The sequence below is a fragment of the Nonomuraea sp. NPDC051298 genome, from assembly GCF_055586305.1.
In genome coordinates this window covers 13,892-27,453 of the sequence record NZ_JBVJIM010000022.1, presented here as the reverse complement: position 1 = coordinate 27,453, position 13,562 = coordinate 13,892, and the positions used below count along the sequence as shown (strand labels likewise).

16 protein-coding genes are annotated in these 13,562 nt (G+C 69.2%); 15 read left to right on the top strand and 1 reads right to left on the bottom strand.

Going from position 1 to position 13,562, the window contains the following annotated elements:
- Positions 1-140: 140 nt before the first annotated feature.
- Together ACZ6S0_RS40810 and ACZ6S0_RS40805 are read left to right on the top strand one after the other, a co-directional pair.
- Positions 141-770 carry an RNA polymerase sigma factor gene (locus ACZ6S0_RS40810; protein WP_465924690.1) on the top strand — a complete coding sequence of 210 codons (630 nt, stop codon included), beginning with the start codon at positions 141-143 and terminating at the stop codon, positions 768-770.
- Entirely contained in the window at positions 767-1,732 is a 966-nt protein-coding gene (locus tag ACZ6S0_RS40805; protein WP_465924689.1) for a CU044_5270 family protein, read from the top strand. Before ACZ6S0_RS40810 ends, ACZ6S0_RS40805 begins: the two co-directional genes overlap by 4 nt.
- A gap of 56 nt (positions 1,733-1,788) precedes the next feature.
- On the opposite strand, the gene ACZ6S0_RS40800 is transcribed toward ACZ6S0_RS40805, so the two are convergent.
- On the bottom strand, positions 1,789-2,754 hold the full coding sequence (locus ACZ6S0_RS40800) for an N-acetylglucosamine kinase (RefSeq protein ID WP_465924688.1): 966 nt from the start codon (positions 2,752-2,754) through the stop codon (positions 1,789-1,791).
- Positions 2,755-2,833: 79 nt separating this feature from the next.
- Between ACZ6S0_RS40800 and ACZ6S0_RS40795 the strand changes: the two genes are divergently transcribed.
- The 13 genes from ACZ6S0_RS40795 to tmk all read left to right on the top strand — a co-directional run bounded on the left by ACZ6S0_RS40795 (position 2,834) and on the right by tmk (position 13,555).
- On the top strand, positions 2,834-3,703 hold the full coding sequence (locus tag ACZ6S0_RS40795; protein ID WP_465924687.1) for a MurR/RpiR family transcriptional regulator: 870 nt from the start codon (positions 2,834-2,836) through the stop codon (positions 3,701-3,703).
- A 1-nt stretch (position 3,704) separates the two neighbouring features.
- Positions 3,705-4,439, top strand: a complete 735-nt coding sequence (locus ACZ6S0_RS40790) for a sugar isomerase domain-containing protein (protein ID WP_465924686.1) — start codon at positions 3,705-3,707, stop codon at positions 4,437-4,439.
- A 19-nt stretch (positions 4,440-4,458) separates the two neighbouring features.
- Entirely contained in the window at positions 4,459-5,874 is a 1,416-nt protein-coding gene (ngcE, locus tag ACZ6S0_RS40785; protein ID WP_465924685.1) for an N-acetylglucosamine/diacetylchitobiose ABC transporter substrate-binding protein, read from the top strand.
- Complete coding sequence (locus tag ACZ6S0_RS40780) at positions 5,871-6,782, top strand: carbohydrate ABC transporter permease (protein WP_465924684.1); 912 nt, start codon at positions 5,871-5,873, stop codon at positions 6,780-6,782. Before ngcE ends, ACZ6S0_RS40780 begins: the two co-directional genes overlap by 4 nt.
- Entirely contained in the window at positions 6,782-7,699 is a 918-nt protein-coding gene (locus ACZ6S0_RS40775) for a carbohydrate ABC transporter permease (protein ID WP_465924683.1), read from the top strand. The genes ACZ6S0_RS40780 and ACZ6S0_RS40775 overlap by 1 nt, the downstream gene beginning before the upstream one ends.
- Positions 7,700-7,969: 270 nt before the next feature.
- Complete coding sequence (locus ACZ6S0_RS40770; protein ID WP_465924682.1) at positions 7,970-9,175, top strand: helix-turn-helix domain-containing protein; 1,206 nt, start codon at positions 7,970-7,972, stop codon at positions 9,173-9,175.
- A 61-nt stretch (positions 9,176-9,236) separates the two neighbouring features.
- The gene (locus ACZ6S0_RS40765) at positions 9,237-9,506 is read left to right on the top strand and encodes a hypothetical protein (protein ID WP_465924681.1); all 270 of its coding nucleotides are present in this window, start codon (positions 9,237-9,239) and stop codon (positions 9,504-9,506) included.
- A complete protein-coding gene (locus ACZ6S0_RS40760; RefSeq protein WP_465924680.1) occupies positions 9,503-9,811 on the top strand; it encodes a hypothetical protein in 309 nt (102 codons plus the stop codon). Before ACZ6S0_RS40765 ends, ACZ6S0_RS40760 begins: the two co-directional genes overlap by 4 nt.
- Positions 9,808-10,140: a hypothetical protein gene (locus ACZ6S0_RS40755; RefSeq protein ID WP_465924679.1), complete on the top strand. Its 333-nt coding sequence runs from the start codon at positions 9,808-9,810 to the stop codon at positions 10,138-10,140. Before ACZ6S0_RS40760 ends, ACZ6S0_RS40755 begins: the two co-directional genes overlap by 4 nt.
- A gap of 88 nt (positions 10,141-10,228) precedes the next feature.
- On the top strand, positions 10,229-10,420 hold the full coding sequence (locus ACZ6S0_RS40750; protein ID WP_465924678.1) for a hypothetical protein: 192 nt from the start codon (positions 10,229-10,231) through the stop codon (positions 10,418-10,420).
- A 288-nt stretch (positions 10,421-10,708) separates the two neighbouring features.
- Complete coding sequence (locus ACZ6S0_RS40745) at positions 10,709-11,509, top strand: DNA glycosylase family protein (RefSeq protein WP_465924677.1); 801 nt, start codon at positions 10,709-10,711, stop codon at positions 11,507-11,509.
- Positions 11,466-12,941 carry a B12-binding domain-containing radical SAM protein gene (locus tag ACZ6S0_RS40740; RefSeq protein WP_465924676.1) on the top strand — a complete coding sequence of 492 codons (1,476 nt, stop codon included), beginning with the start codon at positions 11,466-11,468 and terminating at the stop codon, positions 12,939-12,941. The genes ACZ6S0_RS40745 and ACZ6S0_RS40740 overlap by 44 nt, the downstream gene beginning before the upstream one ends.
- Positions 12,941-13,555, top strand: coding sequence for a dTMP kinase (tmk, locus tag ACZ6S0_RS40735; protein ID WP_465924675.1), 615 nt, complete (start codon positions 12,941-12,943; stop codon positions 13,553-13,555). The genes ACZ6S0_RS40740 and tmk overlap by 1 nt, the downstream gene beginning before the upstream one ends.
- Positions 13,556-13,562: the final 7 nt, after the last annotated feature.

The window sequence follows — 13,562 nt, the reverse complement described above, 5'->3', positions numbered from 1 at the left end:
CGCTTTTCCGGCCCGCCGCCTCCAGGCGTCACGGACGACGTCCGCCAGGATCGTCCTCCGCCCGGGTCTCCCGGCGGGAACTTCCCGCGGCGGTTCGGCTAAGTATCGTCGTGAGAACCATCCTGGAACAGGAGATCGTCTTGGCTGATCCTCCGACGCCCGTGCAAGCGCCGACATCCGGCGGCGTCCTGCGGGCAGATCAGCGAGACGACTCCTCGATCATCGAGACCTCGCTGCGCGCTCCGGAGCGCTTCGCGGAGCTGTTCGATCGGCACGCCGCCGAACTGCACCGCTACGTCGTCCGGCGGCTCGGCCCCGAACCCGCGGAAGACGTGGTGGCCGAGACGTTCACGAGGGCCTTCGAGAAACGGCACCACTACGACCTCAGCCGCGGAGCGGCGCTGCCCTGGCTGTACGGCATCCTGACGAACGTCATCGGCAGCCACCGGCGGGCGGAGGTCCGCGGTTACCGGGCGCTGGCCCGTACCGGAGAGGACCCTGTCGCGGTGGCGTTCGACGAGCAGGTCGTGGCCAGGGTCTCCGCCTCGGCCACGCGGAAGCGGATCGCCGACGCGCTGGCGAGGCTGGGACGCGGTGAGCGCGACGTGCTGCTGCTGATCGCCTGGGGCGACCTGACCTATGAGGAGACGGCGCAGGCGCTGGGCGTGCCCATCGGCACCGTGCGCTCGCGCCTGTCGCGCGCCCGCCGCAAGGTCGCCAAGGCTCTGGGCGGCGTCAACCCGATCGATGTGCGGGAGGAGACCCCATGAATGACGTTGACCTGGTCCGGGACCTGCGTTCCGAGGTGCGGCAGAGCGATCCCGGCACCCTGCACGCCGCTCGGGGGCGCCTGCTCGCCGCGATGACGTCCCCCTCCCCCGCTCGGCGGCCCCGACGCATGACACAGCGCATGACATTGGGCCTGGCGGGTGCCGTCGGCCTGACGCTGGCCCTCGGTATCACGGTCGTGCAGAGTTCCGACGGCGCCGACGTGCCGCCGACCGCCAGTGCTCCCGCGTGGGTTCCGGTGGCCGCCGTGGAACACCTGGCAGAACGCGCCACGGCGGCATCCGCGCGGACGACGGACACCTACCCGCGCGCCGACCAGTGGCTCTACACCAAGTCACGGATCTACGTCCCCGGCGAGGAGGGGACGCAGGAGGCGGGCGAGACGCAGACGCACGAAAGCTGGCAGCGCGGCGACGGCGAGCAGGAAGCAATCCGTCACACCAGCACGGACCCGGACAAGGGCCAGTCCTCCGACGGCTCCGGCGACCCCGTCACCGCCGGTCCCGTCGAGAACTCCACGGGCCGGCGGTGGGACCCGGCCTACCTGAGTTCCCTTCCCCTGGATCCGGCCGAGCTGAAGGAGCGGCTGCGGCAGAACGGTGCGGACCGCCCTGACCTGCCGGCCGCGCGGACGCTGTTCCAGCAGGTGCAACTGATCCTCCAGGATGGCGCCCCTCCGCCCCGCCTGCGCGCCGCCCTCTACACCGTCGTCTCCGAGCTGGAGGGCGTCGGGCTGGAGGAGAACGTACGGGATCTGGCGGACCGTGAAGGCGTCGGAATCTACTTGGACAACGCGGACGGAACCCGCCACGAGATCATCGTCGACCCGGAGACCTACGCGTACCTCGGAGGCCGGAACCTCGTCCTCGGGGACGGCGAGCTGAGAGCCGCATGGGTGCAGGAGGCCCGTGGCATCGTCGATCGTGCGGGTGACCTTCCGTAGCCCTCGCCCGGTCATCGGCAAGAGCGCCCAAGAGGCGCGTCAGGCGGCCTGTGTAGTCAGGCGGCGGTCGTGAAGGTGGCGTGCCGGGCCCTGGCGTCGGCCTCCGTCAGCACCTCGCGGGCCGCCAGCCAGGCCGCCGCGCCCGCCGCGTCGCCCGCCGTGGTCACCGTCTCACCCGCCAGCAGCTCGACGACGGCCTGACGGATCGGCCCTTCGCTGGTCAGCACGCTGCCCGTGAGCACCACGGGGCCCGACACGTGAACCCTGCGCAAGGTCGCCACCAGGTGGCCGGCTGCCTCGCGGACGATCTCGACGGCCGTCGGGTCGCCCGCCGAGGCCGCCCGGCCGACCAGCGACGACAGGGCGGCCAGGCGCACGGGGTCCGCCTGCGCCAGCCGTACGACGCGCAGGGCGGCCTCTCGCGGCTCGTCGGGTGCTCGCGTACCGAGGAAGTGCGACACGACGAGCCCGGCCAGCACGTCTCCGGCGTCGGTGCGGCCCGGCACGGGCGCGCCCCGGTCGAGGGCCTCGATCACCGCCATGGCCGCCCGCCGCCCGATCCAGAACCCGGAGCCCGCGTCGCCGAGCAGCCAGCCCAGCCCGTCGGCGATCGCGGCCGGCTCGAACCCCGCCATCCTGGCCGCCACCGCCCCCGTTCCCGACAGCAGCAGCGACCCTTCGGGCTCGGCCGAGCCGGCGGCGTAGCCGACCGTCACGTCATCGACGTAACGCGGCGTATGGGCGATGCCGTGCGCGGCCCAGACCTTCGCCAGCTCGGGCACCATCTCCTCGACGTGCCCCGCGACCCCCGCCACCGACGCGACGACCCGCGCCCCGTCGAGAGACCCGAGCGCCGGGCCCAGGGCGTCGGCGACCGCCGCCACCGCCTTGGCCAGCCCGTGCGCGGTCGGATTGCCGGCCCCGGCCCGCGCGTACCCGACCCGCGTGCCGGTGAGCGTGTGCACGGCCACTCGCGTGGAGGTGGCGCCGGCATCGACACCGACCACTAGCGATTCAGTCACGGTCCGAGTCTGGGGGTTGACGTGACCGATAAGCAAGAATAATTTTCGCCAGAAGACCGGGTATTCGGAAGGAATATTCGTGACTTCAGGAGCGCTCGGGCGCGTCGAAACAGAGCTACCCGGTTTGCCGGAGGCTTTGCGCAGGGTCGGCGAGGTGATTCTCGGCGATCCGGCCGAGGCCGCGCGGTCGACCATCATCGCCCTCGCCGAGCGCGCGGGCAGCTCGCCCGCGACCGTGACCAGGTTCTGCCGGGCCTTCGGCTTCTCGGGGTACGCCGATCTGCGCGTGGCCCTGGCCACCGAGACCGGCAGGGCGGCCCAGGCGGGCTGGGGCGCGGGCGTCGGGCACGAGATCGGCCCCGACGACCCGCTCGACTCGGCCATCGAGGTGATGGCCGCCGCCGACACCCGCCTGATCCAGGACACCGCCGCCCAACTCGCCCTCGACGTCGTCTCCCGGGTGGCCGAGGCCATCGTGGCCGCGCCGCGCGTGCTCCTCGTCGGCGTCTCCACCAGCGGCAACGTCGCCACCATGCTCGAAGGACGGCTGCGCCGCATCGGCATCCCGGTCTGGAGCGCGGGCGACTCGCACGTGGCGCTGTCGGAGGCGGCGCTGCTGAAGTCCGGCGACGTGGCCATCGGCATCAGCCATCGGGGCCGTACGCGGGAGGTCATGGAGTCGCTGGCCGAGGCGGGCAGCCACGGCGCGCTGACGGTGGCGGTGACCTCGTTCGCCCGTTCGCCGCTGGCCGAGCTGGCCGACCTGGTGCTGACCACGGCCAGCAGGGAGACCACGTTCCGGCTCGGCGGGCTGGCGGCCGTCCACTCGCAGCTCTTCGTGCTGGACGCCGTGTACGTCGCCGTCGCCCAGCTCACCTACGAACGGACGAACGAGGCGTTCGAACGCACGATCCGGGCGGTGGAGAGCCACCGGGTGGAAAGAGGCTGAATTGACGTACGCATCCAAGACCCTCGACCTGGCCCGGCAGGTCGCCGAGAAACAGGCGGAACCGGTGGGCCGGGCGGCCGAGCTGCTGGTGACCTCGATCCGGGCGGGCGGCCTGGTCAACGCGTTCGGCTCGGGGCACTCCGAGGCCATCGCCATGGAGATCGCCGGGCGGGCCGGCGGCCTCGTACCGAGCAACCGCCTCTCCCCCAAAGACCTCGTGCTGTACGGCGGCGAGCCCCCCAGCGTGCTGACCCCCGAGCTGGAGCGGGACCCGGCGATCGCGCAGCGGATCTACGACCTGGCGCCGGTCGAGCCCGCGGACGTGTTCGTGCTGATCTCCAGCTCGGGCGTGAACGGCACGGTCGTCGAGCTGGCCAGGATCGTCAAGGACCGCGGCCACCCGCTCATCGCGATCACCTCGGTCGCGCACAGCACGCGCATGACCTCCCGCCACCCGTCGGGCGGCAAGCTGCTCGACCTGGCCGACGTAGTGCTGGACAACGGGGCGCCGTACGGTGACGCGATCCTCGACCTGCCCGGCGGCGGCAGCTACGGCGCGGTTTCCACGATCACCTCCGCGTTGCTCGCGCAGATGGTGGTCACCGAGGCGGTGGACCGGCTCGTCGCGCTCGGCGAGCGGCCGCCCATCTACCTGTCGGCCAACGTGACCGGCGGCGACGAGCACAACAGCGCCCTGGAGGGCCGCTACGCAGGCCGGATCAGACGCGGATCATGAAAGGTCAGGAGTAGACATCATGCCTCACACCCCCCGTATCAGCAGGCGCGAACTCCTGCGCGGAGCCGCGCTCGTGCCCGTGGCGGGCGCGCTGGGCGCGTGCGCCACGCCCGCCGCGCCGCCGGCCGCCTCGACCTCGGCCGCCCCGGTCGCGACCAGCGCGGCGAACCCGTTCGGCGTGGCCGCGGACAAGCCGCTGGAGGTCTGGATCTTCGACGGCGGCTTCGGCCAGGACTACGCCACGAACATCCATCAGCCGCTGTTCAAGTCGAAGTACCCGGGCGTCGAGATCAAGCACAACGCCACCAAGGAGATCACCAAGATCCTCCAGCCGCGCTTCGCCGGCGGCAACCCGCCCGAGGTCATCGACAACTCGGGCGCGCAGTTCATCGACTTCGGCGCCCTCTCCCAGGACGGCCAGCTCCAGGACCTGACCCCGCTGCTCGACGCGCCCTCCTGGGACGACCCGAACGTCAAGGTCAGGGACACCATCGACCAGTCCGTGATCGACATCGGCCAGTACGACGGCAAGTTCAGCGTCCTGGGCTACGTCAACTACATCTACGGCATCTGGTACTCGCAGAAGGTGTTCCGCGACAACGGCTGGCAGATCCCGAAGACCTGGGACGAGTTCCTCGCGCTCTGCGAGACGGTCAAGAAGTCCGGCAAGATGGCGCCGTTCACGTACGCGGGGAAGTTCCCCCAGTACCTCTACGAGCCGCTGCTGACCATGGCCGCGAAGATCGGCGGCAACGAGGTGCTGGTCAACATCGACAACCTCGAGGACGGCGCCTGGACCGCCGAGGCCATGAAGACCGCGGCCACGGCCTGGGCCGAGGTGGGCGCCAAATACCTCATGGAGGGCACCACCGGCCTCGACCACGTGCAGACCCAGACCGCCCAGAACAAGTACAAGGTGGCCATGCTGCCCTCCGCCTCCTGGCTGGAGAACGAGCAGAAGACCACTACCCCGGCCGACTTCGAGTACGGCGTGTTCCCGATCCCCGACGTCACCGGCTCCGACAAGCTGCCGTACGGCACCCTGCACACCCAGCCCGGCGAGAACTTCATCGTCTCCGCCAGGAGCCCTCACCCGCAGGCCGGGCTGGAGTACCTGCGGGCCATGCTGTCGAAGAAGGCGGCGGGCGACTTCAGCGCGCTGGTGCGTACGGTGACCGCGGTCAAGGGCGCCACCGAGGGCAGGGAGATCTCCCCTGGCGTCACCAGCGCCACCAAGGCCGTCACCGACGCGGGCGCGAACACCGTCTACTACCGCTGGTTCAACTGGTACGGCCCGCTCAAGGACGAGGCCATCGCCGCCACCGGCGAGCTGATGTCCGGCGGCCTGACCCCGGACAAGTACCTGGAGCGCATCCAGAAGAAGGCCGACGAGATCAAGAACGACTCCTCGATCAAGAAGTACCAGCGCCAATGATCTTCAACAGGTATCGCCGCGGGCTGTTCATCACCTCGTTCCTGGCAGCCCCGGTGATTCTCTACCTGGTGTACGTCATCGCCCCGTACGTCCAGGCGTTCTACATCGCGATGACCGACTGGCGCGGCGTGACGGCCACGCCGCGGTTCATCGGCCTGGACAACTTCGTGCGTCTGTTCGCCGACACCGCGTTCTGGAAGGCGGTCACGCACAACGCCGCCCTGCTCGTGCTGCTGCCGCTCATCACGATCGTCATCGCCCTGTTCTTCGCCTTCCTGCTCAACGTCGGGGGCCCGCAGGGCGTGACGGGGATCCGCGGGTCGAAGTTCTACCGGGTGGTGTTCTTCTTCCCGCAGGTGCTGGCCGTGGCCGTGGTGGCGGTGCTGTTCCAGCAGGTCTTCCGGCCGGACGGCAGCGGCATGCTCAACGGCCCGCTGACGGCGCTCGGCCTCAGCCCCGTCGGCTTCCTCTCCGACCCCGACATCGCGTTCTGGTCGGTGCTGGGCGTGATGGTCTGGCAGGCGGTCGGCTTCTACGTCGTGCTGTTCTCGGCCGGCCTGGCCTCGATCCCCAGGGACATGTTCGAGGCCGCGCAGATCGACGGCGCGAGCCGGCTCAGCCTGTTCTTCCGCATCACGCTCCCGCTGCTCTGGGACACCGTCCAGGTCGCCTGGGTCTACCTGGGCATCCTCGCCCTCGACGTCTTCGCGATCGTCTGGGTGATGACCCTCCAGCGCGGCGGCCCCGACCGGTCGACCACCGTCATGGCCGCCGAGATCTACCGCAACGCCTTCGAGTACTTCCGCTTCGGGTACGCCTCGGCACTGGGCGTGGTGATGTTCTTCTTCACCGTCGGCTTCGCGATCCTGTCGCTGCGCCTGTCCCGGCGCGAACGAATCGAGTACTGATGACAACGATGATCTCGTGGACGGTGGCGAACTCGCGCAAGCTCCTCCGGGCCGAGCGCCGTCGCCGGCTCGGCCCCCTCGGTGTGCTGACGCACCTGGCCCTGCTGATCTGGACGCTGCTGGTGATGATCCCGATCCTGTGGACGTTCCTGGCCTCGGTCAAGAGCGAGGACGAGATCTTCGACGACGCCTGGACGCTGCCCGCCACGTTGCGCTGGGACAACTTCGCCAGGGCCTGGGAGCAGGCGCACATCGGGCAGTACATGCTCAACAGCGTCATCGTCGTCGCGTCCAGTACGTTCGGGACGATGCTCATCGGGTCGATGGCGGCGTACGTGCTGGCCCGGTATCCCTTCCGCGGGAACCGGGCGATCTACCTGCTGTTCGTGTCGGGGCTGGCGTTCCCGGTCTACCTGGCGCTGACGCCGCTGTTCTTCGTGGTGCAGAACATGGGCAACCTGCCGGTGATCGGTCCCTTCATCGGGCTGAACACGCACGCGGGCGTGGTGCTGGTCTACATCGCGTACTCGATGCCGTTCACGATCTTCTTCCTGTCGGCGTTCTTCCGTACGCTGCCGACGGCCGTGGGTGAGGCCGCGATGGTGGACGGGGCCTCACACACCCGGGTCTTCTTCCAGATCATGCTGCCCATGGCCAAGCCCGGCATCGTCAGCATCACGATCTTCAACATCCTCGGCCAGTGGAACCAGTACCAGCTCCCGCTGATCCTCCTCCAGGAACGCGACAAGTGGGTGCTCACCATGGGCATCGCCGACATCTCCACCGCCGCCGGCTACGACCAGGACTGGGCGGCCCTCTTCGCCGCCCTCACCCTCGCCATCCTCCCCATGCTGATCGTCTACACCGTCTTCCAACGCCAGATCCAGTCCGGCCTGACCTCAGGCGCCCTGAAGTAGCCCCCAGCCGGACCAAACCGGACGGCACCCACCAGCACCCACCCGTGGGCCGTCTACCGGGTGAGCCCTGTATGCCCGCCCGAGCGGTCCTCGCTGTCGCTCGGGCGCCCTCCCGAGCGCGCCTCCGGCGCGCAAGGCTTCGCCCAGAGGCGCTATCGCGATCGACGGGCCAGCCCGTCGATGATGCCATCGTTCTGCAGATGTTCATGGCACGGCAAAAGCCCCGAGCCGTAACCTGAAGGTGCGACCTGTTCAGGAGGTGCAGGGCTGATGTACGACGAGAGTGCCATCGGGGCCCGCTTGAGAACGCTTCGTCGCTGGCGCGGCTTGAGCCTGGTCGAACTCGCCGGCCAGGCGGGCATGAGCAAGACCCACCTGTCCGACATCGAGCGCGGGCTGAAGGCGCTCGACCGGCGTTCCTACATCGCCGGTCTCGCCACCGCATTGCGGGTGTCCGAGAGCGACATCGTGGGAGGCCCGCACCTGTCCGCGGATCCGATCCAGGCCGAACCGCACGCCGCCATCCCCCGTATCAGGGAAGCCCTGCTCGCCAACACGTTGACCGCGCCAGTGGTCAACCAGGCGCGGGCGCTGCCCGAGCTCGCAGCCGAGACGACCCAGCTCGATCGCAGCCAGTTCAAGTTCCGGGAAGCCGGCCGCATCCTGCCCGCGCTGATCGACGAGCTCCATGTACATGCCGCGGCGCCCGTGGACGAGCCAGCCCACCGGCTCGCGCTGGGCACCTTGATAGATGCGTTCCAGACCGCGACCTTCGTATGCAAGGACCTGGGGTACACCGACCTCGGGCACATCGCCGCCATGCGAGCCATGGAGGCCGCGAACATCCTGGACGACCCGGTCAGCCGCGGCAAAGCGGCATCGCTGCGCATCCACACGATGCCCACCACGTCCTGGCGCGCTCGGCTCAACGCGGCCGAGGCCGCCGCCGACGCGCTCGAACCGCACGTCGACGACTCCACGGTCCCCGTCCTGGGCATGATCACACTGGTGGCCGCTCTGTCGGCAACCGTCGCCGGCAACTCCTCTCGCGCCGAGCAATGGCTGAACGAGTCCGAAGAGCTCGCCACCCGCATACCGGACACCCCCTTGGACAATTGGGGCGCGTTCTCGACCAGCAACGTCGGTGTCTGGCGTGTCGCCCTCGCGGTCGAGCGCGGCGAAGGCGGCGGCGCGATGTTGGACCTGGCCCAGAAGGTCGACGAGAGCAGGCTGGCGGGCAGGCGGGGACGACGCGCGGCGTTCCTGGCCGATGTCGGCCGGGGCCTGGCCAGAGACCCTCGCACCCGGGAACAGGCCGTACAGTGGCTTCGCCGAGCTGAGACTGTTGCCCCGCACAAGATCCGCAATGATCGCCGTGTCCACAACACGGTAACGGTAATGATGGCGCAGTCCCAGGCAGCCGCCATGGGCCGTGAACTGCGCGGTATGGCCGCGCGGATGGGGATTCCCCACTGAAGTTCGGCCGATTCCGCTCCAGCGGAAATAGGCCGTGACGAGCTCACTACGTTCTGTGGTCATGGAGACCGACACGGCCATCAGCGCCAAGCAGCAGCTTGAGCAGTTGCGCGCGGAGATGGAACGCCGCGGTTGGCACGCCGACCATCGGAGTGACCGCACGGGCCCGTTTCTGCACGTGCAGAACCCGGCCGACCCCGAGTTCAACGACTCGGTCGCATGCCGAGGCGACGTGTTCCACTGGGTCTGGGGACCGAAGATCGGGCCTGTCGACGACGTGTCCGGGGCGGCCGACCGAATCGTGCACGTGCTGCGAGTGATCGAGCGATGACGAGCCTCGAAGCGCGTGCGCTGATCCGGCCCGCTGACGGCCTCGCCCTCTGGGCGATCGCCTGCCGCGCCGTTCTGCAGGACTACACGGCCCGCCGGCTTTCGGTCCTGCGCAGCACCTATCCAGGGTGGGAGATCGCCCGGGAGCCGGACACGTCCGGCCGCGTGTGGTGGACAGGCCGGCTACTCCGGCCGGTCGGCATCGACCTGGCCGCGGCCGGGGTCACGCCCATCGTGGCGGAACCGAACGCAATCGCCCTCGCGTCCACGCTCGCCTGGCAGATGGCTCTGCTGCCCCGGCCATGAGCAGGGCCCTCCCCAACTGCGGCGGCTGCGGCCGGAACGTGGTCACGGTCTATCTCTTCGATCGCGGCGGAATGAAGATCGATCTCGACCCAGAGCCGGTGGTCGGCGGCGACTACACGTTCTGGAACCCGACCTACAGCGAGGTGAGGATCTGGCGTGCCAAGTCCAGGCCCGCCATGATCCCAGCGCCCCGCGACCTGCCGGAGCACCTGCGCAGGCAGTGGAACGGCGAGCAGATCGCCGACAGCCGCACCTGGTTCGTCCAGCACCTGTGCGGACTGACAGCAGCCCAAATCATTGCGGCGCGACGCACCAGACAGAGCGCATAGACCACCCTCCGAAGGCAGTCACCCCCACGCGTGCCGAAAACCCTCAGAGAAGAAGACGGACCCGCTACACCAAGCAAGGAGATCCAGAATGGGACAGCCACTCACCACCGCCACAGGCAACCTCACCGCCGACGCCTGCGCTCAGCACATCGCCACCCAGGCCGGCAACTACTGGCGCGCCATCACAGCCGGCCTCCCCCACGACCCCAGCGAGGTCGCCTCACTTCTCAGCGAAGTCAAGGCCCTGCAGGCCGAACTCACCGGCGAGCGAGACCAATGACCACACCCGACGAACTCACCCCCTTGACCGCCGCCATCGTCCCGCCGACCAGGCCGAGCGTATGCAGCCGAAACCCGCCCGGACACAGACGCTGTCCGTGAGGCCGACCGGCGTGCGAGGCTCTGGGACTGGTACGCATTGGCCGCAACTGCGGTCGCCGTGCTCTCCCCGGGAGTCTGGCTCTCGATCTGGTCCTGATACGGCTCCAAGTCGCACCTCATGGAGGTCAATGCCCTGACACACTCTTGCATCTGAGCCCGAGGCCGCACACATTGGAGATCGACGCCCATGAGCTGGATGCTCGACCATCCGAGCTGGAACCTGCGTCCCCAGCCCACACGCGCCATGCGCACCTCGACCGGGACCTGGCTGATCAAGGCCACCACCATGTACGACCCGGTCCTGCTCGACGGCGAGGGAGCGGCCCCACGTCTGGAAACCTACGATCCCGCCACGCTGGCGGGCCTGCCCCTGCCCGCAGGCTTGGCCCACGCCCTGCAGGGGCTCAACCCCATCCGCCGAGTGACCAACGCCGACCTGTGGGACGCTCTGGCCACGGCCATCATCCGCCAGGTCATCCGCGCCGCCCAGGCCCGCACCATGTACCGGGCGCTGCTCAACGCTCTCGGGCAACCGGCCGATCAAGCATGCCTACCCCCAACCGCGGAGCAGATCCTCGCCATGCCGGACCAGGAGTTCGCGAAGCTCAGGATGGCGTTCAAGCGCCGCCCACTCCAGGCCGCCGCCGACGCCTACCTACGCCACCGCGACGAATGGGCCCTCATGCCTGCAGACGTTCTGGTCAAGGCCCTGCAGGCGGTACACCGGATCGGCCCGTGGACCGCCGGCGCCGCAGTCGCCGATCACACTGGCGACTTCTCCCTCTACCCGTACGGCGACCTGGCCGTACGCACCTGGGCCCGCCGTGCCGACCCGGCCTCGCCATGGCCTCACGACGAGCCCGCCTTCGCCGCCCGCTGGCGCGAGCTGGCCGGGCCGCACCTGTCCACCCTGACCGCTCTCACCCTGTCTTGGGGAGACCACCATGTCCATCAACACCCCGCTCATCCAGGAAGGCTCGTGCACTGACCCTGGCGGGCAGCTCGACCTGCTCCTCGTGAACGCGCCGCTGCGCGACTACCGAATCCGCCCCCGCGTCAACGACTACACCCTGCCCGTCCTCGGGATGGCCTACATCGCCACCTACGCCGCCACCCGCGGCTACCGCGTCGGCGTCCTGGACGCCGAAGCCGCCGGACTCCCGGTGGACGAGACCATCGCCCTCATCAACCAGACCCACCCCCGCTGGGCAGGCTTCAACCTGCTGGCCCCCACCTACGAGCTGACCGCCACCATCGTGGCCGCGCTCGACCCGGGCATCCGCATCATGGCCGGCGGCCACCACGCCAAGGCCATGCCCCAGCGCATCCTCACGGACCCGCGCATGGCCCGCTGCGACGCCCTCATCCTGGGCGAAGCCGAGACCCGTGTCGTCGAACTCCTAGCCGACCACCGATCCCGCGCCGACCTGCCCGCCGTCATGTGGTCAGACCCGATCCTTCGCCAGCCCGTCACTGGTGGGCGCCCCGGTGCCGGCCACCACCTGGCGCCCGACATCAACGCGCTCCCGTTCGTCGATCGTGGCTACCTTGCTCAGGACCCTTACCTGGCCGACGATGGCCGAGTCGAGGCCAACATGGTGGGCGCCCGCGGCTGCCCGTATGACTGCTCGTTCTGCGGCGCGGCCGTGTCGGCGAATCCGGACGTGACGATCCGCGTACGGGACCCGCTCAACATCATCGGCGAGATGCAGCAGCTCAGGGACCGGCACGCGGTGAGGGCGTTCCGGTTCGTGGACGACCTGTTCCTCGGCGCCGGCCGCATCATCGATCGGATGATGCACGCCTTCGAGCAGGCCGACATCGGAAGGTGGGCAGCGTGGGACGCCACCGGCCGGATCAACGTGCTCGATCGGCGCCGTGAGGAGCAACTCGACCAACTCGCCGAGTGCGGGCTGCGAGAGGTGGCGCTCGGTATCGAGTCCGGCAGCGAACGGGTGCTGTCCTACATCGACAAGCGCATCACCCCGGGCATGGTTCTGTCGGTCGTCGAACGACTCGTCGCACGCGGCATCGGCGTGAAGGGGTACTTCATCCTCGGTTTCCCGGGCGAGAGCCGCACAGAGCTGCAGCAGACGGTCAACCTCGTCCGGCAGTTGTGGGCGATATCCGAACGTCACTCTGGAACGTTCCGGGCATCCGTTTTCCAGTTTCGTCCCTACCCCGGCACACCTGAGTGGACAAGGCTCATGGCCGACGGCCGCTACTCCGCCGAACAACTCCTCAGCTACGCCCCCGTCGACCTCGGAGCCGAAGACGCGGCCTTGCGCGGACGCGACGAGTTCAACTTCTCCTCCGGCATCCAGTTCGGAGAGGCCACCGAGGACGAGATCCATCAACACCTCGCCGAGCTCGCCCGCGAACAACACACCCGCCGTTACCCCACAACGAGGAGCCTCTGATGACTGCCCTGTTCATCACCGTCGACGGGCCGGGCGGTGCCGGCAAATCAACTCTCCTGCCGCTCCTCGGCGCCGCCCTGGAGCTGGCGGGCCACCGTGTGCATCTCACCCGCGAGCCCTCAGACGGGCTACTCGGACGCGCCGCCCGCGAGCGGACCAGCGACTTCCACGGACTGTCGCTGGCATGCCTGGTCGCCGCCGACCGATTCCACCACCTGGCAGAGGACGTCCACCCCGCGTTGGCTCGTGGCCAGTTCGTACTCTGCGACCGATACGTTCCCTCCTCCTACGTCCTACAGGTGCTCGACGGCGTACCACTGAAGTATGTGCGCCACCTCAACGCGCCCGCCCGGCGCCCGGACCTGGCGGTAATCCTCACAGCCGCCCCGGATCTGCTCGACGCCAGGCTGCGCGAGCGGGGCGTGCACTCGCGATTCGAGCACGACGGCTCCAGCGGCCCGGAGGTGCGCCTGTACGACGAGTTCGCCGACGTGCTGGCCGAGGATGGATTCCCGACATTCAGATTGGACACCGGGGAGTTTTCACCGCAAGCCGCCGTCCAGGCCATCACCTGCCACGCCAGTGCGCTACTGTCACGCAACCAAGCGGATTAGCTCACAG